Origin of the sequence: Pseudoxanthomonas mexicana (assembly GCF_001556105.1) — a bacterium.
GTDB lineage: Bacteria > Pseudomonadota > Gammaproteobacteria > Xanthomonadales > Xanthomonadaceae > Pseudoxanthomonas_A > Pseudoxanthomonas_A mexicana_A.
On the sequence record NZ_LSIF01000025.1, the window covers coordinates 1 to 21,206 of the forward strand.

At 61.3% G+C, this 21,206-nt stretch carries 24 protein-coding genes; 8 read left to right on the forward strand and 16 right to left on the reverse strand.

The genetic code is table 11. From position 1 onward, the window contains the following. Positions 1-141: 141 nt before the first annotated feature. The 4 genes from AX730_RS02950 to AX730_RS02965 are packed head-to-tail and all read right to left on the reverse strand — an operon-like array spanning position 142 to position 5,811. A complete protein-coding gene (locus AX730_RS02950) occupies positions 142-1,290 on the reverse strand; it encodes a hybrid sensor histidine kinase/response regulator (protein WP_062351728.1) in 1,149 nt (382 codons plus the stop codon). After that, on the reverse strand, positions 1,287-1,877 hold the full coding sequence (locus AX730_RS02955; RefSeq protein WP_062351730.1) for a chemotaxis protein CheB: 591 nt from the start codon (positions 1,875-1,877) through the stop codon (positions 1,287-1,289). The genes AX730_RS02950 and AX730_RS02955 overlap by 4 nt, the downstream gene beginning before the upstream one ends. Beyond that, positions 1,874-2,698 (reverse strand): CheR family methyltransferase, encoded by an 825-nt coding sequence (locus AX730_RS02960; protein ID WP_062352014.1) that lies wholly within the window; start codon positions 2,696-2,698, stop codon positions 1,874-1,876. Before AX730_RS02960 ends, AX730_RS02955 begins: the two co-directional genes overlap by 4 nt. Further along, positions 2,695-5,811 carry a response regulator gene (locus AX730_RS02965; RefSeq protein ID WP_062351732.1) on the reverse strand — a complete coding sequence of 1,039 codons (3,117 nt, stop codon included), beginning with the start codon at positions 5,809-5,811 and terminating at the stop codon, positions 2,695-2,697. Before AX730_RS02965 ends, AX730_RS02960 begins: the two co-directional genes overlap by 4 nt. Before the next feature lie 187 nt (positions 5,812-5,998). Here AX730_RS02965 and AX730_RS02970 point away from each other — a divergent pair, with 187 nt between their 5' ends. After that, entirely contained in the window at positions 5,999-6,331 is a 333-nt protein-coding gene (locus AX730_RS02970) for a response regulator (protein WP_269746981.1), read from the forward strand. A 248-nt stretch (positions 6,332-6,579) separates the two neighbouring features. On the opposite strand, the gene AX730_RS02975 is transcribed toward AX730_RS02970, so the two are convergent. From AX730_RS02975 to AX730_RS03000, 6 genes are all read right to left on the reverse strand, one after another. After that, on the reverse strand, positions 6,580-8,880 hold the full coding sequence (locus AX730_RS02975; RefSeq protein WP_232310164.1) for a xanthine dehydrogenase family protein molybdopterin-binding subunit: 2,301 nt from the start codon (positions 8,878-8,880) through the stop codon (positions 6,580-6,582). Then, positions 8,873-9,934, reverse strand: a complete 1,062-nt coding sequence (locus tag AX730_RS02980; RefSeq protein ID WP_062351738.1) for an FAD binding domain-containing protein — start codon at positions 9,932-9,934, stop codon at positions 8,873-8,875. Before AX730_RS02980 ends, AX730_RS02975 begins: the two co-directional genes overlap by 8 nt. Then, entirely contained in the window at positions 9,931-10,491 is a 561-nt protein-coding gene (locus AX730_RS02985; RefSeq protein ID WP_062351740.1) for a (2Fe-2S)-binding protein, read from the reverse strand. The genes AX730_RS02980 and AX730_RS02985 overlap by 4 nt, the downstream gene beginning before the upstream one ends. Before the next feature lie 100 nt (positions 10,492-10,591). Then, positions 10,592-10,876: a hypothetical protein gene (locus AX730_RS02990; protein ID WP_062351743.1), complete on the reverse strand. Its 285-nt coding sequence runs from the start codon at positions 10,874-10,876 to the stop codon at positions 10,592-10,594. A gap of 49 nt (positions 10,877-10,925) precedes the next feature. After that, positions 10,926-11,294: a hypothetical protein gene (locus AX730_RS02995; protein ID WP_157074072.1), complete on the reverse strand. Its 369-nt coding sequence runs from the start codon at positions 11,292-11,294 to the stop codon at positions 10,926-10,928. Between the two features lie 80 nt (positions 11,295-11,374). Further along, positions 11,375-12,331 (reverse strand): DNA-binding protein, encoded by a 957-nt coding sequence (locus tag AX730_RS03000; protein ID WP_062351746.1) that lies wholly within the window; start codon positions 12,329-12,331, stop codon positions 11,375-11,377. Between the two features lie 105 nt (positions 12,332-12,436). On the opposite strand from AX730_RS03000, the gene AX730_RS03005 reads away from it, so the two are divergent. After that, on the forward strand, positions 12,437-13,519 hold the full coding sequence (locus AX730_RS03005; RefSeq protein WP_062351748.1) for a site-specific integrase: 1,083 nt from the start codon (positions 12,437-12,439) through the stop codon (positions 13,517-13,519). Between the two features lie 24 nt (positions 13,520-13,543). On the opposite strand, the gene AX730_RS03010 is transcribed toward AX730_RS03005, so the two are convergent. After that, positions 13,544-13,885 (reverse strand): helix-turn-helix domain-containing protein, encoded by a 342-nt coding sequence (locus AX730_RS03010; protein ID WP_062351751.1) that lies wholly within the window; start codon positions 13,883-13,885, stop codon positions 13,544-13,546. A gap of 135 nt (positions 13,886-14,020) precedes the next feature. Here AX730_RS03010 and AX730_RS03015 point away from each other — a divergent pair, with 135 nt between their 5' ends. Continuing rightward, positions 14,021-14,821 (forward strand): hypothetical protein, encoded by an 801-nt coding sequence (locus AX730_RS03015; RefSeq protein WP_232310165.1) that lies wholly within the window; start codon positions 14,021-14,023, stop codon positions 14,819-14,821. Here the strand turns inward: AX730_RS03015 and AX730_RS03020 are convergent. From AX730_RS03020 to AX730_RS18320, 3 genes are all read right to left on the reverse strand, one after another. Further along, positions 14,818-15,042 (reverse strand): hypothetical protein, encoded by a 225-nt coding sequence (locus tag AX730_RS03020; protein WP_062351756.1) that lies wholly within the window; start codon positions 15,040-15,042, stop codon positions 14,818-14,820. The genes AX730_RS03015 and AX730_RS03020 overlap by 4 nt on opposite strands. A 71-nt stretch (positions 15,043-15,113) precedes the next feature. After that, complete coding sequence (locus AX730_RS03025; protein WP_062351759.1) at positions 15,114-15,509, reverse strand: H-NS histone family protein; 396 nt, start codon at positions 15,507-15,509, stop codon at positions 15,114-15,116. 386 nt (positions 15,510-15,895) lie between these two features. Further along, positions 15,896-16,591, reverse strand: coding sequence for a Crp/Fnr family transcriptional regulator (locus AX730_RS18320; RefSeq protein WP_198147000.1), 696 nt, complete (start codon positions 16,589-16,591; stop codon positions 15,896-15,898). 787 nt (positions 16,592-17,378) lie between these two features. Here AX730_RS18320 and AX730_RS03035 point away from each other — a divergent pair. The 5 genes from AX730_RS03035 (at position 17,379) to AX730_RS03045 (ending at position 20,159) form a co-directional block, all read left to right on the forward strand. Further along, the gene (locus tag AX730_RS03035; RefSeq protein WP_062351764.1) at positions 17,379-17,912 is read left to right on the forward strand and encodes a hypothetical protein; all 534 of its coding nucleotides are present in this window, start codon (positions 17,379-17,381) and stop codon (positions 17,910-17,912) included. Between the two features lie 223 nt (positions 17,913-18,135). After that, positions 18,136-18,429: a hypothetical protein gene (locus AX730_RS18325; RefSeq protein WP_157074073.1), complete on the forward strand. Its 294-nt coding sequence runs from the start codon at positions 18,136-18,138 to the stop codon at positions 18,427-18,429. Beyond that, complete coding sequence (locus AX730_RS18330) at positions 18,429-19,034, forward strand: DNA-3-methyladenine glycosylase (RefSeq protein WP_083537682.1); 606 nt, start codon at positions 18,429-18,431, stop codon at positions 19,032-19,034. The genes AX730_RS18325 and AX730_RS18330 overlap by 1 nt, the downstream gene beginning before the upstream one ends. Positions 19,035-19,122: 88 nt before the next feature. Further along, on the forward strand, positions 19,123-19,461 hold the full coding sequence (locus AX730_RS18755; RefSeq protein WP_157074074.1) for a hypothetical protein: 339 nt from the start codon (positions 19,123-19,125) through the stop codon (positions 19,459-19,461). A gap of 14 nt (positions 19,462-19,475) precedes the next feature. Beyond that, the gene (locus tag AX730_RS03045) at positions 19,476-20,159 is read left to right on the forward strand and encodes a YoaK family protein (RefSeq protein ID WP_062351768.1); all 684 of its coding nucleotides are present in this window, start codon (positions 19,476-19,478) and stop codon (positions 20,157-20,159) included. A 293-nt stretch (positions 20,160-20,452) separates the two neighbouring features. Here the strand turns inward: AX730_RS03045 and AX730_RS19530 are convergent, their stop codons facing one another. Then, positions 20,453-20,806 carry a helix-turn-helix transcriptional regulator gene (locus AX730_RS19530; protein WP_083537683.1) on the reverse strand — a complete coding sequence of 118 codons (354 nt, stop codon included), beginning with the start codon at positions 20,804-20,806 and terminating at the stop codon, positions 20,453-20,455. 12 nt (positions 20,807-20,818) lie between these two features. Beyond that, positions 20,819-21,172, reverse strand: coding sequence for a hypothetical protein (locus AX730_RS03050; RefSeq protein ID WP_062352020.1), 354 nt, complete (start codon positions 21,170-21,172; stop codon positions 20,819-20,821). Positions 21,173-21,206: the final 34 nt, after the last annotated feature.

Consider the following 21,206-nt stretch of genomic DNA (forward strand, 5'->3'; position numbering starts at 1 on the left):
GCTACAGTAACCCCGGACTCCAAATGGTTCCGCTACTGAAAGCGGGGGGACGTCGCAACCCCAAACGCCGGCACGGCTCCAATGGAGGCGTCTCTCCGGTAGAGTTCGAACGGCAGGCGGGACTATCAGGCTTGTAGTTGTCTATGAAACCCGGGGCGATTCACTCGCAGTAGGCTCGCGCAGTCTTTCGAAACGAGCCACCAAATGGACCTCGCCGTTGTCATTCGTCGCCGAGAGAGTGCCGCCATGGGCCCTGACGAATTGATCGGCAATGAACAGCCCGAGGCCAAGTCCCTGACTGGCATGAAATGCCCCCTTAAATGGCTCGAACAGACGAGGAAGCAGTTCTTCATTGATATGACCCTGGTTTGAAACTCGCAGAACAATGTGGCTCTGCGTCGAGGTCTCCACGACAATACGAACAGGTCCCTCTTTGCCGTGGATCACCGCATTCCCCACGAGGTTAATTATCACCTGAGTCAGTCGATCCGGATCTGCCTTGACCTCCAACGGCTGCTGGGCCTCATATTCAATGTCTGCATGGGTATGGACTCGTTTTACTTCATCGATCGCTCCTTGCAATACCTGCGTCAGGTCGATCGTCCGAGGCTCAATCCGAAAGCCGCCCAAGCGGATGCGCGAGAAATCCAGCAGCTGCTCCACCATTCGGGCCATCCTCCAGCCGCTTGTCTCCAACTGCGACAGGGTCCGTTGTACGCGCTCATCCGCCGGAAGCTGCAGAGCCAGCTTTTCTGCGCACAACAGCATAGCCGAGAGCGGGGTCCGCAGATCGTGCGTCAGTACCGCCATCATGGTTTCATTGAGCTTGAGGGCTCTTTCCAGAGATTCAGCCCGTTCCTTCAAGAGCTGACGTTGCTGGAACAACTGAACAAACACATTGGTCTTGCTGAGGATGACATGGGACTCAATGGGCTTGTGCAGGAAGTCCACGGCACCGGCTTCATACCCTTTAAAGGCCCGCTTGGGGTCGTTCGGTGAAGCCGTCAGGAAGATAATCGGTACTTCTCGGCTGCGCGCCGCACCGCGCATCAACTCGGCCAACGAAAAGCCGTCCATCTCCGGCATTTGCACGTCTAGCAGAGCCACCGCTACTTCATGGACAAGCAGAAGTTCCAGGGCCTGCGCGCCAGAGGCAGCGCACAGCACCCGTACCCCTTCGACCTGCAAGAGCGCGCGCATGGCCACCAGGTTCTCGTGCACATCGTCGACGACCAGGATATTGATCGGCGCGTTACTCGCCGGCTCGGGATTGGACAAGCTGATGTTCAAGGCTGAAAACTCCTTAAGCGTGCACTGATCTGATCCAGGGTAAGCACCGCATCGGCCCCTGCATAGGCCAACGCGGAGGCGGGCATCATGGGCGACGTGGCCTCTTCGGGCTGTTGTATCCATGCTTGGCCGCCACTGGCTCGAATAGCCGCTACGCCCTCACTGCCATCGTTGGAGGCGCCGGTAAGCAGGATCGCCAGCACGCGATCAGCGAAGACAGCTGCCGCGCTCTCGAACAAAGGGTCGATTGCTGGCCGGGAAAACAGGACAGGCTCGTCCAAGCTGAGCGACATCGTATCTCGATCTTCCACCAGCAGGTGGTAGTCCGGCGGCGCTATCCATACCCTGCCTGGCGTGAGCGGTGCCTTATCCTCCGCCTCCGCTACAGGCAGTGCACAGTACTGTGCGAAAAGCTCGGCTACTTGGCTAGGCCGGTCGCGCGGGAGGTGCAACACAATCAGGACCACCGCTGAACAGCCCGCGGGAAACGCCTCCAGCAGGGTCCTTACGGCTGCTACTCCGCCAGCAGATGCGCCAACGACGATCAGGTCAAAGGCTTCGCCAAGACGTGTCAACGGCGCTGTCATGCGATCTTCCGGTAAAGCCGCTGAGCGCGCGAGCTCACTTCAAAGTCGGCCGCATGCTCACCGAACTGCAGAGATTCCTTGCTGCCCAACCCCAGAAAGCCGCGGTGCACCAAGGCTTCATGGAACAACCCCACTGCTCGGTCCTGCAGGCTGCGCTTGAAGTAGATCAACACATTGCGGCACGACACGAAGTGGACCTCGGAAAATACCGCGTCGGTGGCTAAGCTGTGGTCTGTGAAGACGATGTTTCGCTTAAGGCGCCGATCAAACAGCGCGCCGTTATAGGCGGTGGTGTAGTAATCCGACAGCGAGCCCCGTCCGCCAGCGTCAAGGTAGCTGCGACTGAACTGTGCCATGCGATCCAGAGCAAAGACCCCGGCTTCCGCGCTGGCCAGCGCTTCCGGATTAATGTCGGTGGCGTACACGACCGTACGTTCCAGAAGACCTTCTTCATCAAGCATGATAGCCAGAGACCACACCTCCTCCCCGGTGCTGCAGCCAGCCACCCACACTTTGCATGAGGGGTAGGTCTTTAGCACCGGCACCACCTGCTCCCGGAGGACCTTGAAGTATTCCGGATCCCGGAACATCTCCGAGACCTGGACGGTGAAGTACTGCATGGCTTGGGCAAACAGAGCCGGCTCGTGCAACAGTCGATGTTGCAATGCAGCTACCGAATCACACTGGAAGCGATCCATGGCCTGGCGCACGCGCCTACGCAGGGAAGAGATCGCGTACTCGCGAAAGTCATAGTGATAGCGTCGGTACAGCGCTTCCAACAACACCGCCAGTTCCAGATCGAACAGCTCACTGGGCGTCATTGACGTGCGCACCATACCCGGCACAAGGACACCAGCTTCTCCACATCGACCGGCTTTGCGATGTAGTCGTTGGCCCCGGCCTCCAGGCAGTGCTCTCGATCGTCGGGCATTGCCTTTGCAGTCAGGGCAATGATTGGCAAATCCTGCCATTGTGGATTGCGACGTATCTCCCGCATGGCCGTCAGTCCATCCATCTCCGGCATCATGATGTCCATAAGCACCAAGTCGAAGTCGTGATTGACGAGCGTGTCGAGCGCCTCGCGTCCGTTGCGGGCGATCTGAAGGCGCACACCCAGCGGTTCCAATACACTGGACAAGGCGAAGATGTTGCGCACGTCGTCCTCGACCAGCAGGACATTGCGTCCGTCCAGTACGGCATCACGCCGGCGGACCTCCCGCAGCATGCGCTGCTGGTCACCCGGCAGGTTGGCTTCCACGCTATGTAGGAAGAGCGTGACCTCATCCAGCAAGCGTTCCGGCGAGCGCGCCCCCTTGATGATGATGCTCTTGGAATAGCGACGCAGGCGCTGCTCTTCGTGGCGCGTCAGTGCACGACCGGTGTACACGATCACCGGTGGGAAAGCGCCGGTGGCACTGGCCGACATTCTCTCCAGCAGGTCATAGCCGCTGCCATCGGGCAAGGCCAGATCGGTAATCATGCAGTCGAATGTAGTGCCATCGAGTTTTTCGATGGCTTCGGCGATCGTACCGACGGCGACAATCTCCAGTTGTTCGCGGGCGAGCAACAGCTGCAGGCTCTGCCGCAGTTCCTGATCATCCTCCACGATCAACAGGCGACGCACGTCGCGCGCATGAGTCTGTTCCAACTGTTCAATGGCGCTGACCAATCGCTCCCGGGTGGCCGGCTTTATCAGATAGCCCACCGCACCAAGCTCCATGGCAACCTGGGTGCGCTCCAGAGCCGACACCACATGCACGGGCACGTGGCGGGTGGCCGGATCGCGCTTCAGGCGCTCCAGCACGCTCAGCCCGGACACATCCGGCAAGCCGATATCCAACAGGATGCCATTGGGGCGCAGCTCAGCGGCCAACCGCAGCCCTTCCTCGGCCGTCGAGGCGACCACACAGTCAAAGCTGAGGTCTTGAGCCAGGCCGATCAGGGCCTGACCAAACTCGACGTCATCTTCAATCGCCAGGATCAGACGGTCTTGAAATCGTCGAGTGATCGGACTGGCAGTCACCAGTACGGCGGCCGGAGCCGCGGGTGCAGAGGTGGTGGTGGGTAACGCTACCAGACGGGTGGTCTGAGCAGCCGCAGGGTAGCCACCTTCCGGTAAGGGCGCAGCGGCCGGTACCTGATCGGCGGCCGGCGCCCCGTCGGTAGGAATGATCAACGTGAAGCAACTGCCGCGGCCAGGTTCGCTCTCCACGCTGAGCGACCCGCCCATTCGGGCGGCCAGGTCACGGGAAATGGCCAACCCCAGCCCGGTACCTCCGAAACGGCGGCTGGTACTCCCGTCTGCCTGGCGAAATGCCTCGAAGATCACCTCGGTTTGCTCGCGTGCGATGCCGATACCCGTGTCGCACACCACGAACCCGATACGTGCCTGCGCCTCTTTGACATGGAGGCTGACCGAACCGCGCTCAGTGAATTTGATGGCATTGGCCAGCAGGTTTTTCAGGATCTGTTGCAGGCGCTGTCCGTCTGCCACGAACTGGGCTGGGGCCCCGGCCTCAATCACCAGTGATAGGTCCAGCCCCTTCTGGCGTGCCAATGGATCAAACGTCTCGCGAAGCCGCTCCAGCACGCTGTCAGTGCTCAGGGTGTCATCTTGTAGCTCGACGTGCCCTGCCTCGATTTTTGATAGGTCTAGGATGTCATTGATCAGCGCCAGCAGATCGTTGTTGGAAGAATGGATCGCTTGGGCGTACTTGACCTGGTCAGCGGTGAGCGTGCTTTCCTTGTTATCGGCAAGCAGTTTGGCCAAGATCAGCGAGCTGTTCAGCGGCGTGCGAAGCTCATGCGACATGTTGGCCAAGAATTCTGACTTGTAGCGTGATGCGGCTAAGAGTTCCTCACGGCTGCGCATCAAGTTGTCTTGAGCCGACAGGAGCTGCTGCCGCTGTCCCTCCAACTCATGCGTTCGTTCTTCCAACTGGACATTGGTTTGCTCCAGCTCAGCCTGCTGCTGCTCCAGATTGACCTGTGAATGCTGCAGGGTTCGGCTTTGCTCTTCCAGCTCCTCATTGGCAACCCGCAACTCTTCCTGCTGCGCCTGCAGTTCCTCCCCTTGGCGCTGGGTTTCCTCCAGCAACTCGAGCAGCTCGGTGCGCAGCATGGCCGTCCTGAGGGCGATGCCAATCGTATCTGCACAGCGCTGGAGCAGCTCCACGGCCGTCGATTCATCGACAGCCGATTCAATCAAACCCAACTCCAGAGCACCGGAGGCGGCACCATCCACGGTCAGCGGCGCCACGAGCAACTTCATGGCTGCGCTTCGGCCTAATGCGGACTCCACGCCAACATGGGATGCCTCAATGCCCCGAACCACTCGTGTGCTGCGCTTGGCGATTGCCTCCCAGAGTTGACCAGAACCGGCTTCAATCCGGTTGGGGACCTCGCGCGCGAGGGCAACGCCACCTACCAGCACCAATTCCTGACCAGCCAAGCGGTACAGCACGCCTGTGTGGGCCCCAACATGGTCGCAAAGAACACGCAATGCTCCCTCTGCCAAGGCCTGCGGACTCTGTTCGCCCTGAAGTACCCCGGAGACTTCGTTTTCCACCTCCTGCAGCCAGAGCGCTCGCTCGGCCTGGAGGCGCGCCTTAATCGCCTGCATGACGATCAGAGCGGTGGTCAAGAAGCACATGCCCCCCACCGTTCGATTTACGACCGAGAAGGCTGAATTGTGGCTGGGGGGAGCTAAGTGGAAGCCGAAGACCAACAACGCACACGCCAGCACGGCAATGGCCACCGGCACCCAGGGCCGCCGCTGGTACACCGTCACGCCAATAGCAAGGAAGTACAGCAGCCACACGGCGTAGCCCAGCGGGATGACGACCTCAAGCCCGATGGTCGTGACGGCCACCCCTAACGCAATGAGGGAAATGCTGACATCCCGATGCCGCTGCCCCGTTACCTTTTGGCTCATCCCCTGCCCCCGACTGCAAAACGCCATGCTACCTTCATTTACGTTTACAACTTCTTCACACTCTCCTCTCAATTCTTGTCCGACTTTTCTAGGGGCGAGCATGGCAATGGATGACGCACATACCAGGCAAGCGGGAGCTCAGGACGCTCCTCCTTCGGACATAGCGCTTACAGGGCGCTCGATACGAGTGCTACTAGTCGAGGACCAAGTCGAGTTGCGCGCTCTGTTGTCCGATGTCCTGCAGGACGCCGGTATGGAGGTTCGCGTTGCCGAAGATGCACACACCGCCAAGATGATCTTGGAAGACTTCGCCTGCGACGTCCTCGTCAGCGATGTGCACATGCCTGGTCAGGAGAATGGAATTGATCTGGCCGAACAGTTGAAGCGCTCCCGTCCTCAAGCGCGCGTGATCCTAGCCTCAGGCCATCCGCCACAACAGCTTCCCAGCCTGCCTGAGTACGCCCATTTTCTGCAGAAGCCGTTTCGGCTGAGTCAGCTGATGCAGTTGCTTGCCGCATGAGCCAAGGCGGGAAGCAGAGGGCGGATGTCGATTCTACGAGCGCTACTGAGGCCCCGAAGAAGACTTTGCTTAGCTAGGCCCGGTTTACTGAAGTCCGCCTATGACCTTGTCCGATGTAATGGGCGTGGCCGAAGATTGCACTTCCGTTGCATGATGGATCACATTGGCGATGGTCGCCGAAAGTCCCATCCGGGCACCGCTGGGCGCCTGCACCGGAGGTGAGCCAAATCGATGGCTAGCGGCGTGGCTCATTGAAGTTCGTCGCATATCAGTGCTTCCATCACCTTGTCTGGGGTAATGGGGGTGTCATAGAGCCGCACGCCTACGGCGTGGTAAATGGCGTTGGCGATGGCCGCTGAAACGCCTACCAGCCCGATCTCGCCCACACCTTTGGCACCCAATCGGCTAACGACGCGATCATCCTCTTCCGCGAACAGGACCTCGATGTCATGTACGTCCGCGTTGACGGTCACGTGGTACTCGGCAAAATCATGGTTCATGAAGCGACCTAGCCGTGGGTCATCGTGGCTGGCTTCATGAAGTGCATGACTGATACCCCAAACAACTCCGCCGAGGATTTGGCTGCGAGCCGCCATTGGATTGATGATGCGTCCCGCTGCGATGGCACTCACCACGCGGGTAACACGTACCGTGCCCAAGGCCTCGTCTACGCGCACTTCGCAAAACACCGCCGAATGCGTGGCCCGCGCGTACTTGGACTGTTCGCGCTGGTTGGGCAAAAGCAGGTAACTGGCCTCGATCGTGTCGTCCTTGGCTAAGGCCATCAGCTGAATGATAGAGATCGCTGCGCCGCCATCCTTACGCCGCAGCATGCCTTCCGAGCACTCGACGTCCTCGCCCTTACAGCCCCGGAAATCCCCTTCCCGATCCCGCTTGGCCAGTTTCAACAGCTCGGCTCGCAGCTTGTCGCAGACGCCTTCGATCGCCGAGCCCACGGTCGCCACATGGGCGGATCCGCCCTCCACAGGTGCAACAGGCAAAGTCGAGTCGCCTAGTCGGAAGGTGACCTGCTCAAGAGGCAGTCCCATAGCATCGGCGGCGATCTGTGCCATCACCGTATAGGTGCCCGTCCCAATGTCAGTGGCCGCGCTGCTGACCACCAGCCGGCCCTCACGATCCAAGACCGCCTTGCCGCGGGCGAACATCTGCAAGGCATCCCACGTGCCGGTTGCCATGCCCCACCCCACGTACTCGGTCCCTATCTTCCGGGCTCGGGTTTCCAGCGGCCGGTCCGCCCATCCGAATCGCTCAGCCCCTAGCGCAAAACATTCCCGAAGGGCTTTGGAGGAAAAGGGCTTGTCTTCGGTCGGGTGGACATCGGCGTAGTTGACCAGCCGAAAATCAAGCGGGTCCATGCCGACCTCATAGGCCATGGCATCAATGGCGACCTCCAAAGCATGTACGCCGTGCGCCGCGCCGGGAGCGCGCATGTCCATCGGCGTAAAGCGGTCCAGATCCACCAACTTGTGCGACAGCCGAATGTTGTCACAGGCGTACAACTGCCCTGACCAGTTCACTACTACTTCGGAGTAGTCCTCTACCCGGGAGGTTTCGGTCAGCGCGTCGTGCTCGATGGATTGCAATCGCCCTTGGCCATCAGCCGAGAGCCGAATCTGTTGCCAGGTTTCGGGTCGGTGCCCGAAGGTAAACATCTGCTGGCGTGACAACACCACGCGCACGGAGCGGTCCAGGTGTTCGGAGGCCATGACGGCCAGCAGCAATGCATAGTTGGGTCGAAGGCCCGAGCCAAAAGCCCCGCCGACAAAGGCATTACGCACCGTGAGACGAGACTTGGGAATGCCTAGCGCGTGCGAGGCATACCAGCGGCAATTCTGAGATCCCTGCGTCTTGTCATGAGCCACCATGCGCCCTTTGGCGTCTCTCACCACGGTCGTAGCAAAGAGCTCCATGGGATTGTGATGTTGGGCCTCCGCGTAGGCGGTTGCCTGGATGTGGAACGGCGCGTTGTGCCAGGCTGCCGAGGCATCCCCTTTCTCCTTCGGCGGGGGCTTGAAGCCAAACTTCAACCCCTTGGGTGCATGGCCTTTGTCCAGATGGGCGCGAAGTGACGTTTCGTGGGGCTCGGTTTCCACGTCCACACGAACCAGCATGGCCGCGCGACGGGCGGCTTCGAAGGTCGTCGCCACGACCAACGCGACCGGCTGCCCGCTGTAGAGCACACGATCATCGTAGAGAGGACGAAACGGTTTGCCGCCCGGGGCAACCATATCCTTGTGAAACAGCCGCGCTGAGCGCATGGACGGGCGACGCTCGTGCGTCAGCACGTCCAAGACACCTTCGACCGCCAGCGCGGCGTCGAGATGGATGGCAGTGATCCGGCCTTTGGCCACGGCCGTATTGACCACCACGCCATACGCCAAATCTTGTGCAGGAAACTCTGCCGCATACCGTGCCTGACCGCGGACTTTGGCAGGTCCATCGATGCGGGTGAGTGGCTGTCCTTTGCGGACATGCCCTGTACCGGGCGCCGCGACGGGCGTAGGGAGATCGTCCAGCGCCTTAACCATGTGGGCGCTCCTTACCTTCATTCGTGTGCGCGGTGTCGTTGGTCACCGTGCCTCGTGCGGCGACGGTGATACCACGCGCAATCAACCGGCGGGCCAGTTCAATCTTAAAGTCATTCCCCCCCTGCCCCACAGCGCCGTCCAAGATGCGATCGGCCACGCGGTCCAGTACCGCTCCACTGGGACGCTCACCGGCCAGCAGTGCCTCCGCTTCCTCAATGCGCCAGGGCTTGTGGGCAACCCCGCCCAGGGCAATGCGTGCCGATCGCACGGTGCCGTCGTCGAACAGATCCAAACCCACCGCAACGGAGACCAGTGCAAAGGCATAGGAGGCCCGGTCCCGAATCTTCAGGTAGACCGAATGGGCAGCGTAGTCGTTGGGCGGAATCACAATGGCGGTGATCAGGGCATCGGCAGGCAACTCGGTGTCATGCTCTGGGTGCTCGCCCGGCAAGCGATGGAACCGAGAAAACGGAATGAGCCGCTTGCCTGCCTCTTCCTCCACTTCAACCAGCGCACCCAATGCTCCCAGCGCCACACACATGTCAGAAGGATGGGTGGCGATACAGGCCGTGCTGGCGCCCAATATCGCGTGCTGCCGTGTCACTCCCCCGATGGCGCTGCAACCGCTGCCGGGGGCGCGCTTGTTGCAAGGCAATGCCACATCGTAGAAATAGATGCAGCGCGTGCGCTGGAGCAGATTTCCGCCGTTGGTAGCTGCGTTGCGGATTTGGGGTGATGCGCCGGCCAGGATCGCCGACGCCAGCAACGGGGCATGTTGGCTGACCAGCGGGTGGTATGCCGTGTCGGCGTTATGCGCCGTGGCCCCCAAGCGCAAACCCTCCTCCTCAGACCAGGTGATGCCCTTCAGGCCAACATCGGCAATGCTGACCAGGCGCGGCGGTTGGGTAACGCCTGCCTTCATCAGGTCCAGCACGTTGGTCCCCCCGGCCAGGAACTGCGGACGCGTAATGCGTGGCTGGTTCGGGTTGATGGATCCGAGCGCGCGTCGAGCCGCTGCCGTGTCTGTTGCGCCAACCAGGTCGAAGGGATTCATGCCGGCACGCTCCCCACCACAATGGGTTGATTGGGATCACGACTCTGGTCGATGCCTGCCACCTCGCATACGGCCGTCGTGATCTGCGTGTAGGCCCCGCATCGGCAAATGTTGCCACTCATCAACTCTCGGACATCATCCCGCGTACGCGCACGCCCCTCATTGATCAGACCGACGGCCGAACACAGCTGGCCCGGCGTGCAATAGCCGCACTGAAAGGCATCGTGTTGGAGAAACGCCTCCTGTAGGGGGTGTAACACCTCACCTTTGGCCAAGCCTTCAACCGTGGTGATGGCCTTACCGTCTTGCAAAGCGGCCAGCAGCAGGCAGCTATTGAGCCGTCTGCCATCGATCAGCACGGTGCAGGCGCCACATTGCCCGTGGTCGCAGCCCTTCTTGGTCCCTGTCAGACCCACCTGCTCGCGCAGTACATCCAGCAGGGTCGACCAGGCTTGAACGTCCAAGGGGTAGGCATGGTCGTTGACGTGGAGAGTGATCGGGTGGCGGCTGGGGGCGCCGGGGGCGAACTGATCCTGGGGCGTGCCTGCGATGGTCATGGGGGCCTCCTGATGCCCTGCACAGTGGCCCCGCCGGAGTGAAGACGGGGCGAACTACCTTGTTCTCGGAGGCGGTGTCCTCGTGGCCGCTAGCGCTAGCTCACAACGGGATGGGCGGGCCGCGCTTTACTTCCTGACCATCGAAGACCATCTCGTACCCCTCATGGAAATCGAACGCACGCACCGTGCCGGGCGATGCCACGCGGCTCAGGTAATAGGACAGACTTTCCTTGTTGAACCAGGTCTTGGCCACGAGGCTGGAGGGCACTTTGGATTCGTCAATGGCCGCATACCGGCTCGTCGGCACCCGATAGAACGATGTGGGAATCTCGACGCCCCGGGCTTGGCAGAAGCGCTCGATATGGTGTCGGTAACGTTGCTTCATGCGCTACCGCCTGGCGGTTTCATGGGTGGCCAGCAACACCTCTGCCCATTCACGCGCGTGCATCCTCGGCCGCAACCTCGTATTGGATGACCCAGAAATCATCCACTTCTGCCAACCAGTCCGAATGCCTTTTCCCCACGGTGCCGTGACGGCGTACGGCCACGTGGAGTACCACCGTCTTTCCTGCGTAGCGCTCGAGCACATGAAACTCGAAGGTGCCGTGATCGCTCCATTCGGAGACCGCTACGGTGTCATCCCCAACGGCAAAGCCATACAGCACATCCCCCGAGGCCACGGCTTCAATCTGCACGACGGTGCCCACCTCAAGCTTGGGGCGTCCCCCATTCCCCAGAGTCGTTACCCACTGATGCCCTTGGTTGTCGCGGACGTTATCAAGCTTGGCGATAGCGGTGCTCATGCACCGCATTGAACCTGCGCTGCCGCATAAATCAGGTGAAGCTTAGCGGGACGGTGTCGTAGGCACCGGCGTGATTCCGGTTAGCGTGCACGCGCCGGAGTCTTGCTGGCGCGCTTGGTGGGTCCAGACACCGCTGCTTTAGCGCCGGGGCGCTTGATGGGGCGACTGCGTGCTTGCGACAGACGCGCTTCAAGCGCGGCCGGTAGTTCGGCCAAACGTGCCAATTGCTGCTCCAATGCCTGCGCCCGGCCGCGTAGTTCGCTGGCCTGCTGCTCCGCCGCCGCGCTGGCGGCGCGGGCCTCTTCGCGCTGCTGCCGCAGCAGATGCTCGCGCTCTTGGGCAGCGCGCTGGCCTGTTGACCCTTGCACCCGCAGGTCCTTGCTCTCCTGTCGCGCTCGATCGATCTCGGCGTGGGCGCGATCCTCCACCGACCGCACGTGCTCGGCCATGGCGTCGCGCTCGGCGGTCCATGAAATCTCGCGCTCGGTGGCGGTTCGATGCGCCAAGTCCAGTTCGTGTTGCAGGCGGTCCGCGCGCTCCTGCTGAGCTAGGCGTTGTCCGGTGAGCTCGGCGATCTGTGCGTGCTGTGCCTCAAAGGCGTGCTGCAGATCCACCAGCCGCTGCTCGGCAAGCTCGGCCCGCTGGGTGGCCCGGCCCGCCTGCTCGACGAACTCACCCACCCGTGTTTCCCGGGCATGGTCTTGCGTCATCAACTCTTGGCGAAGCTGCTCCACCTGCCGGTGAGCATCGGCCACACCTGCCTGCGCGTGGCTGTCGGCCGCCGCCAATGCCTGCTCCCACAGCTGCTGGGCGAGCTGTCCTACCGCATCGGGCGCGGCGGGTATCGCGATGGCCGTGGTGTGACGGGCCACTCGCGGGCCTAGCGCCTGCCACCACGTCTCTAGCCAGCGTGTCACGGTGTTGGGCGAACCGGTTCCCAGGTGGGCGCGGATGCGCTCCACCGTGGGTCGCTCCCCGGTCTGCAGGATGGCATCAGCTGCTGAGTGGACGTCGTTTTCGGTAATGCCCCGGGCCATGACGCTCTCCGACTACCAGTAAAGGGGTGTTCGTGCTTTACTTCCGATAAGGGATAGTTATCGGAAGTAACATCACTGTTTCGTATTGAAAGATACATACTACATATGAAATCTAGCATACTCGCCCCCGTTCCTGCCGATGCCCCCTTACTGGCCCCTGATCGGCTCGCCCATCAGGCCCGCCAGGCGGTGCAGGAGCTGCTGGCCGAAGCGGCCGCGCTCAACACCACGCGCAGCTACGCCAGCGCCCTGCGCTACTGGGCTGCCTGGTTCCAAGGCCGCTTTGGCCAGCCCATTGCCCTGACCGTCCCGGAGCCCGCCGTGGTCCAGTTCGTCGTCGACCATCTGGCCCGCCGCGGCAAGACAGGATTGGTATGGGAGTTGCCGCCCACGTTGGACGCCCAGCTCGTGGCCGCGGGCCTGAAGCAGAAGACCGGTGCCTTCAAGCTCAGCACCGTCGTGCATCGCGTGGCGGTGCTCTCGGCAGCCCACCAGGCCCGCAAGGCGGCCAACCCGTGCGAGGCACCGGCCGTGCGTCAGTTGCTCAAACGTGGCCGGCGGGCGTCGGTCAAACGCGGTGAGCGGCCCCACAAGAAGAGCGCCATCACCCGTGCCGAACTTGAGGCCCTACTGGCCACCTGTGACGACTCGCTCGAGGGACGGCGCGATGCGGCGCTGCTGCTGTTTGGCTTTGCCAGCGGCGGGCGTCGGCGCAGCGAGATCGCCGCCGCCGACTGGCAAGACCTGCGCCGTGTCGGGCCTGCAGCATTCATCTACCGCCTGGAGCACAGCAAGACCCAGCAAAGCGGCCCCGGCGCTAGCGCCACGCCAGATAAGCCGGTGCTCGGTCGTGCCGGCGCTGCGATGGAAGCGTGGCTAAGTGCCGCTGGCATCACCGAGGGCGCCCTGTTCCGCCGCCTCTGGGGCGAGCGTGTGGGACCGGCGCTGTCGCCCAAGTCCGTGGCGGCCATCGTGCAGCGGCGTGCCGTGCAGGCCGGGCTGGAAGGGGACTTTGGCGGGCATAGCCTGCGCTCGGGGTTCATTACCGAAGGCGCTCGCCGGGGCATCGCCCTGCCCGCCCTCATGGCGCTGAGCGAACACCGCTCCGTGGCTCAGGCGATCGGCTATTTCCAGGCCGGTGATGTAGCCCACAATCCGGCCGCCTCGCTGATGGAGCCCGATGCCTGAGGGCCTGGGACGCGTGCTGCTAGGTCAGCGTGGCGTTTTCCGACTGCCGCCGGCCAGCTCGATGCTTTTGAGTAATGCCTTCTTCTTGCGCACGGAAAGCCCGTTCCACTGCAGCAGCAGCTGGGCCAAGAGCTCGTCTTCGGTGTAAAGCAACGCCGCCGGCACGCCCAAGACCTCGGCCAGCTGCTTGGCGGTCTTGAGCTGGGGCTCATGCTTGCCCCGTTCGTACTGGTTGATACGCGGTGAGGCCACGGCGGGGTCCAAGCCGGCCAGGATGCCGAGCTGTCGTTGGGATAACCCGGCTCTTTCCCGCGCCAGCGCCAAACGCCGCGCGAAAACCGGAAGTTCTGCCGTCCGCCTGGTCACTTTCGCCCCCTCAAGGAAGGCATAAGGATGGCGAAGTGACGGACGCTTGGATACTAAGATATTCTTAGATGGTAGGCAACGCGATGAAGGCCTCCTGCATCGGGCTGCGCCCCTTCCGGCCGGTGTGTTGGACCCATGAAAAGAACAAAGCCGGTTCGTGCCGTCCCGCCGCGTCCGGATGCGCCGCTCATTCCAGACGTCATCCACCTCGGCGGCCGGGGCGCGCTCTACCTGCTTGCCTTAATCCAAGCTCACCACTCCCCTATGCGGTTGGCACCCACGGTCGAGGGCACGCAGTCCGTGCTCACGGTGCTGGGAACGCTCGGACTGATCCGGGTGGATCTGCCCGGACAGTGCGATGGTTTCCCCGTGGTCGGTGGGGAAAAGCAGACCTGGACCTATACCTGGTCGTATGCGCCGCTGGAAGAGGTAGAGGAGCAGCTGCGGACGTACTTGGCCACCCAAGCGCACGAAAGCGCCTTGGCTACCACCTGGCTGCGGGTGTGGCAGGAACTGCTGCCCCAGGAAATCCATGCCTACCTGCAACACCAACTGCGCATCCATCACTTTAGCGACGTTTATCTGGCAGGCCTGAGCGCGCTACTGGAGCCCAACGATGCCCGCTACGGCTTGGGCCACTGGCGCTATGCGTGCTGGGCGACGGTCCGCAGCATGGCCTCGGTCTGCCTGCAGTACCCCGGCAATGCTGAGATACTCAAATACACCCTGGCCAGCGAGCTGCCGCGGCGATTGAAACTGGCGCAAGGCTCCTACGAGGGCAAGCTGTGCTTCTCGCCCTCACACTCGTTACCCGATAGCGCCCTGACGCGCGTGTTCACCACCATTGCCACGGCGCTAGGGGACCAATACTGGATAGCACCGCCTACGCTAGAGTCGATAATGGAGGGTGTGCAACAAGGGCGAGCCACCCGCTAATCAGGGCGCCGGCCCCATCCCTGTTCGCGCGCCTCGCTCAACGCAGCGCGTTCGGCGGCCTCTTCGGAAGGGTGGAATCCCACCGTGATCCCATGGAACCGGGCGGACCCGGCTCCAGTGGCAAAGCTGTAGCGCGCCTGCCAGTAGGCGATGTCAAAGTTGGTTCGCTTTTGCTCGGAGCTGAGCTCCAGCGCCGCCCCGTTATCGACGATCGTTTTCATGATTCACTGGCCAGAACCGCCTCCCCCGCAAATTCTAAAAACAGCGGCCGATCAGTTTCAAGCCCCCTGCTTTAGCCGGGGAACTTGGGAAATTTCTCGTTGGGATGGCGTGCCTTCCATTCCTTGTAGGCGGCCGTGCCCTCCCAAGCCGTAAAGGCCCGCGGGGGGCGACCGCGACCGGTCCAGGTTTCGCCGGAATGTGGCAACCAGTACTTGGGCGCAATGTCCTTGCTCGGCGCCGCCTTTTTCGCGCGGCCGGGGCTGGCGGATCCAGCCGCGGTAACGATGTCGACTTTTTGCTTGGCCGTGAACAACGCTCCGTACTGGGCCAGCAGACTCATCACCTCGGCGTAGGCATCGCTGGATTGCTGCTGGCGCAGCTGCACTTCTTGCTCTTCCAGCTTTCGCAGTTCTTCCTCAAGCTGGGCTTTGGCAGAGGCGATGGAGTCCAAGGTCGGCTTGCTCATTAAAATCTCTTGTACGAACGCCAGGCGCGCTCATCGTCTAGTGTAGGGCATAAGCAAAATAGCCTTAGAGAGGGCGCACCCTAAGCAGGCCTGCCAGCAGGCGCTTGGCCAGGATGAAATAGTTATATAGATCAAACTCCGGCTCGGTCAAGGTGATCTTCCTTGCGCCAGGCAAGTTGGCGGCACTTCCGCAATAGTGCCAGCGATCCACATGAAGCCGATTCAGCCTCAGAACTGGGGAGGGAACAGACTCCGATCAGCTTCTCCATTGAGACGCTCGAAAAGGTCTACCACGTCGTCAAAGACGAATTGCTTCGGCGGGGCTTTGCCATCAAGAGTAGCCCACGGTATCGTCATGATCATCACGTGGTGAGGCGTTTGCATGCTCACGCCATGTCTCGTGCACCACCCTCGCACATGCGTCGAAGACGAGGAAGGTCTAGGTAGCGTACCCCTCGGCCCTCGACGGCGATCATGCCGGATGCCGCCAATTTCGTGAAACTTCGACTCACCGTCTCGATTACCAGACCTAGATAGTTGGCGATGTCCATGCGACTCATGGGCAACATAAGCCAATCTGGCACCCGCTCGGAGCGCGCCGTGCGATCGTGCAGGCTTACCAGGAACATGCCGACGCGATCCACTGCCCGTGGACGCGTCATCGAGGCGATGTGGTCCGAATCGTCGTGCACGCGCTGCAGGAGGGCGTGCATCACCCTCGACCTGACCGTACGCAGAATGCGTGGGTCCGCCATCAGATCGTCCAGCGAGAATGCGCAGACGCGTGTATCCGCCAGCGCAACGATCTCCAGGCAGCCCGATCCCGCACTTGAATTGGGAAGTGCAACCAATTCGCTGGGAAAATGGAACGCAAGTGTTGTTTCGTCGCCACCTGCGCTTAGGACCGAGGATTTCAGGGCGCCCTGAACCACGATATGGCTGCGAAGGGAGAGTTCACGCGATTGCAGGAGAGACGCGCCTTTTGGTATCTGCAGCTCCTCCCTCGATGGCAATGACGCAAGCTGCTCAGCCCAATGCCACGATGTGCCATGTGGGCTATGACGCAGCAACGGATGTCCCATCCTGCCCTCCATTTTGTACTAGACGATTAATCTGCGTGTGCAATTTCCTGCGCGTGCCGGATGCTAGACGCTGGCCCGACACTCATCAAGATCTCGTGATCGGGAGCCAAGCTGCACGACCATAACAGGCCTATGTCGATAAAGAGCCCCCCCTGCGGACGTCACCTACAATGGCAAACTTGCCCAACAACACCTAAGTGCAGGAACTGCTGCTGCAAGCCGTGGAAACCGAGCGCGTCGGCTTCAAGGTGTATGCGAGGAGAGCGGCACCCACAAATATGTGCTCACGCGCGTGTTTGAGGTCATAGGGATGGACATCGAGGCGACCCGCACGGAACGGGAGGTGGTCATCCACCATGGCGTGTCGCAGATGGCCGCCATCGAGAGGCCATTGCGAATGCGCATCCTGCGGCCGCGTAACGGGGACGGCCGAACGCATGGGGCTCGCGGAAACTAAGTGCTGCCAGAATTGAGAACCGTGCAAGATCGCAGACGCCGGCGACCCGAGCGGCAAGGCTCAAAGCCGTCTTCGATGCTGTGGCGCAGAACGAAGGCCACCACCTCTACCACCCCATGGACTGGGGCGAGCGTTGTGGATCCGGCGCCTGATCATGCTGTGTCGCCGCCGCCGGAGGCAATTCGCGACGCGGATACCGCGGTCGGCGCATCGCGTGCGGCTCCCGCGCGTGTTCTGCCGATGCCCAGCCCCCAAGTTGAGACCATTGCCGGATTCACATCGAATTGACGTCCTACCGCCTAGCGTCGGTTTACCGAAACGGAGCAGGCCATGAGTATTTTCTCCCCGCTGACCGGCGAAGTTTCCGACAGCAAAGTCGCGGCAATTTTTCGCGATGCGACGGGCGCGCGCAATGCGGCCGCGCGACTGACGGGTGACTTACATCTCACACCTGGTCGAGTGCGGGTCGTCACGCCAGGCGATGCGCACCTCGGTAGGCAATTGGAGCCAGAAAGCCACGGCATTTTCCGAACCATGTTGATTGCACACTACAAGATGGCCTTCGCTGGGCTGGTGGTCGGGATTTTGGCTTACGGCCTGTTACGCGGCGCTGGTATTGCCGCGGTAGTCAACTCCCCGGTCCTCTCGGCCGTGGTGATCGTCGCCTTCTTCGGCGTCTTCGGTGCCATGCTCGGGGGGCTCGTCACATTGCGCCCGGATCACTCGCCCTACGTGAACGCGGTCAAGAGCGCGCTGCGTGACGGCCGCTCAGCGGTCATCGTACATGCCATGGATACCGACCAACGCGACCGCGCCAGTGATGCCCTGACCAACGCCGGCGGCGAAACTATCAAGACGCTATAAAATGATGTAGCAAGCAGTATTTGGGTTATCTACAAGCGGTTTGTGTTCGTTTGGCAATGCTTCTGGTCTTTGATCGAAGTGAAGACAACGTCGACGCAGATAACTTGCGGAGGCTTAAACGGTGCTACCTCAGAAGGTCGCATTTCAGGGACATGGTCAGTTGACGACGTGTCCACGCGTGCATCCCTAGCGTGGCCGTGAATCTCGCTTAGGAAACTCATCGGTGACAGGCGACACTCCACTGCCCGCCAAATTCACCTGGCGCGACGAGGGCGCCCGCGTGGTGCTCACGATGGACCACGTGCCTTTGGCACAGGTTGAGCCGGCGGGTCACGCATGGGTGGTGCGAACCCTGACGCATCAGCTCGCGCCCATGGGCGATCCTCCTTCGCGTATTGCCGTCCCCTCCCTGCAGCGCGGAAAGGCCTGGCTCACGCGCTGGGCGCGGTGTCATCAGCAGGAGATCGCCGCAGTGATCGCGGCCCATCCCGCGACAGCGTCGTTCTCGGGGTCGTAATGGGCGTGCCGTTGCCCCGGGATTTCTATCAACGTGATCCTCGCGTGGTCGCCCCTGCCCTGCTTAATAAACTGGTCGTGGTCGCTGACGGCCGCGCAGGCCGTATCGTGGAAGTGGAGGCTTACTGTGGGGCCGCTGACCCCGCTGCGCACACCTACCGGGGGAAAACGCAACGCAACGCCACCATGTTCGGGCCGGCGGGCCATCTGTACGTGTACTTCAGCTATGGGATCCACTGGTGCGCCAATACGGTGTGCGGAGGTGTCGGAGAGGGGGTGGGCGTACTGTTGCGTGCCATTGAGCCGGTTCAGTGCGTGGATGCGATTCGCCAGGCTCGTGGCCACCTGCGAGGCGATCGAGAATTGGGAAGCGGCCCAGGGCGCCTGGCGCAGGCGCTAGGTATCACAGGCGAACTCAATGGTGCGGATCTTGTTGCTCGCGATCACGGTATCTGGTTAATGGATGATGGCGTTCCGCCGCCGGTTACCCCGGCCGCGACGCCGCGCATTGGCATATCCAAAGGCGTGGAGCATCCATGGCGCTGGCATGTGCCGGGCAACTTGCATGTCTCCAAGGTGCGCGCCGCTTATCAGCGTCGCACGTGATGTCTCTCAACCACCGCCGCGCCTGACGTTGACGCCACATCCACGGGCAATGCTCCACGTTCTTACAGCCTACCTCACGGAGACTGTCATGACCGTCAGCAACAAGCTGCCACCGGATTTCCGCTGGCAGGAAGATCGGGATGAGTTTACGCTCTTCCTTGATTCACACCCGCTAGTGAAGGTGGCTCCGGTCGGGTCGGGCTGGCGAGTGGATACCTTGCTGGAAGCACCCGGCATAGGCCTGCATCAAGTGGCGGTGCGACGGGCGGAATACGGTAGGAGCTGGGCCGCTCGTTGGGTGCTCCAGCGGCAGAGAGCTATCGCCGCCGCCTGCGGTCGTGAAGATCTGATCCCGCCCGTCGTGCCCGCCCCACCTCGCCGCACTTACGCTTGGCAAGCACCCAGCTGGGCTCGCGCCGCCGGTTGAGCACGCGATCTGGCATGTCCACCATCGACCGCAATTTCGTTACGGATGAGAGGGGGATATGGCCGGGCATCTGGCTACTAGCCTTCGCGGCTGGAGCCACTAACGCCGTCGGACTGATCAGCTTCCAGCACGAGGGCCTGACTCATCTCACGGGCAACACCTCGTTGCTAGGCATCTCACTGGCTCACGGTAGCCCGGCCGCAGCCATCCACTATTCGATGATGTTGGTCTCGTTCGTTACCGGTTGCGCCGTCACAGGACTGATCATGCGTGACAACGAGCTCAAGCTTGGCTGGCAGGAGGGGGCAGCCCTAGGTCTGTCGGCCGCCTTGCTCTCCTTTGCTCCGTTGCTGCTTGAGGGGGACAACTTCAGCGGCCTCTACTTGGCTTCAGGCGCCTGTGGACTGCAGAACTCCATCGTCACCGGTTACAGCGGCTCAGTGGTTCGAACCACGCATGTGTCCGGCATGTTCACGGACCTGGGCATCTTCCTCGGCCGTTCCTTGAGGGGCATACCCGCTAACCGCAGACGACTGGTCATGAGTTGCACCGTGATCTCAGGCTTTCTTTTGGGTGGCGTTGTCTGTGCCTTGGTGATCGATAGCCTGGAATACCGGGCACTGTGGATACCCGCGGGGATAGCAGCTTGCTTGGCGGCGCCCTGCTTGGTCGCCGAGTTCAAAACAAGGCTGCCCTAGGATTCGAGCCTTTAACGCTGGCGCCCGCTTGCTTTCCCTCGTCGGCGGGTATTCCGTGCCACGTAGCAAACGATGGTGTCAATAAATCGCCGTCCGACTCTTGATAGACCGCGGCGCAGGAAAAGTACTTCTCTGGCAGGTGGGCAGCGGACTCAACAACCCGACCTCGTAGTGGAACTTATACTGGCCATACGAGAACTTGACGGTAGGGATGACCTAGTCAAACAGTAGTCCTAGCTCCCTTAACATTCTAGTCAGAGTTCTTGACGGACTGCCGGCAAAGCACCCTCATTTCAGCCGCGGGCTAACTCGGTTAATAGCTGAGTGGCCAAGGCTTGCTGGCGCTCTGGCAGCCGCCTGAGCAACGTCAGACATCTTGCCTCAAATTCACTCTTGGCTTGCTCGGATAGCAGAGTGGGCCGCTGCCCCCGCCGACGTGCATGCTGTGTGCCTCGGCCCGTAGCCAGCCATTCAAATCGCACGCCAGTGAGTTCGGCAATTTCGCTCAGGTGCTCAATTCTTGGATGAGTGCCACCATCCAAACGCTCCCACTGCGCTACTGCACTGCGATTAATACCCAAATGCTCTGCCAATTGGGACTGGGTCAGTGATGCCTCTGATCGGGCGCTCTGGATCCGAGCAGCCATACACGTTTTCACTTATGGTCCCTTGGGCATCGGCAAGCACTCCATGATCTCAACACTGTTGCCTGAAAAAATGGAAAAGTGCGGATGATTCTCGAACATTTTGGCCGCCGCCTCGTGCGACTCTGCCTCAACAATCGTATACGCCGTAATCCTGTTTTCGGTATTGGAGATGCCGCCCACCGAGGCGCAAATTGTTCTGCCGACAGGAGAGCCATGATCAACGATAGCAGACGCATGCTCCACTACCCAAGCCCCCCAAGCTTCCATGCCGCGGCGATTTCTCGTTTCATCATTGTCTACCTCGCCGCGCTCGTTCTTCTGGTGCCCTGACAAAGATCCGATGTAGATAGCAAGGTACTTGCTCATCGACTGCTCCAGCAACGTAATGATTGCTTGAAAA

Coding starts and splice junctions, on each gene's coding strand:
- AX730_RS02955 (WP_062351730.1), bottom strand. CDS start 1,877: ATGACAGCGCCGTTGACACGTCTTGGCGAAGCCTTTGACCTGATCGTC.
- AX730_RS02960 (WP_062352014.1), bottom strand. CDS start 2,698: ATGACGCCCAGTGAGCTGTTCGATCTGGAACTGGCGGTGTTGTTGGAA.
- AX730_RS02965 (WP_062351732.1), bottom strand. CDS start 5,811: ATGAGCCAAAAGGTAACGGGGCAGCGGCATCGGGATGTCAGCATTTCC.
- AX730_RS02975 (WP_232310164.1), bottom strand. CDS start 8,880: ATGGTTAAGGCGCTGGACGATCTCCCTACGCCCGTCGCGGCGCCCGGT.
- AX730_RS02980 (WP_062351738.1), bottom strand. CDS start 9,934: ATGAATCCCTTCGACCTGGTTGGCGCAACAGACACGGCAGCGGCTCGA.
- AX730_RS02985 (WP_062351740.1), bottom strand. CDS start 10,491: ATGACCATCGCAGGCACGCCCCAGGATCAGTTCGCCCCCGGCGCCCCC.
- AX730_RS02990 (WP_062351743.1), bottom strand. CDS start 10,876: ATGAAGCAACGTTACCGACACCATATCGAGCGCTTCTGCCAAGCCCGG.
- AX730_RS02995 (WP_157074072.1), bottom strand. CDS start 11,294: ATGAGCACCGCTATCGCCAAGCTTGATAACGTCCGCGACAACCAAGGG.
- AX730_RS03000 (WP_062351746.1), bottom strand. CDS start 12,331: ATGGCCCGGGGCATTACCGAAAACGACGTCCACTCAGCAGCTGATGCC.
- AX730_RS03005 (WP_062351748.1), top strand. CDS start 12,437: ATGAAATCTAGCATACTCGCCCCCGTTCCTGCCGATGCCCCCTTACTG.
- AX730_RS03015 (WP_232310165.1), top strand. CDS start 14,021: ATGAAAAGAACAAAGCCGGTTCGTGCCGTCCCGCCGCGTCCGGATGCG.
- AX730_RS03020 (WP_062351756.1), bottom strand. CDS start 15,042: ATGAAAACGATCGTCGATAACGGGGCGGCGCTGGAGCTCAGCTCCGAG.
- AX730_RS03025 (WP_062351759.1), bottom strand. CDS start 15,509: ATGAGCAAGCCGACCTTGGACTCCATCGCCTCTGCCAAAGCCCAGCTT.
- AX730_RS18320 (WP_198147000.1), bottom strand. CDS start 16,591: ATGGGACATCCGTTGCTGCGTCATAGCCCACATGGCACATCGTGGCAT.
- AX730_RS03035 (WP_062351764.1), top strand. CDS start 17,379: ATGAGTATTTTCTCCCCGCTGACCGGCGAAGTTTCCGACAGCAAAGTC.
- AX730_RS18330 (WP_083537682.1), top strand. CDS start 18,429: ATGGGCGTGCCGTTGCCCCGGGATTTCTATCAACGTGATCCTCGCGTG.
- AX730_RS18755 (WP_157074074.1), top strand. CDS start 19,123: ATGACCGTCAGCAACAAGCTGCCACCGGATTTCCGCTGGCAGGAAGAT.
- AX730_RS03045 (WP_062351768.1), top strand. CDS start 19,476: ATGTCCACCATCGACCGCAATTTCGTTACGGATGAGAGGGGGATATGG.
- AX730_RS19530 (WP_083537683.1), bottom strand. CDS start 20,806: ATGGCTGCTCGGATCCAGAGCGCCCGATCAGAGGCATCACTGACCCAG.
- AX730_RS03050 (WP_062352020.1), bottom strand. CDS start 21,172: ATGAGCAAGTACCTTGCTATCTACATCGGATCTTTGTCAGGGCACCAG.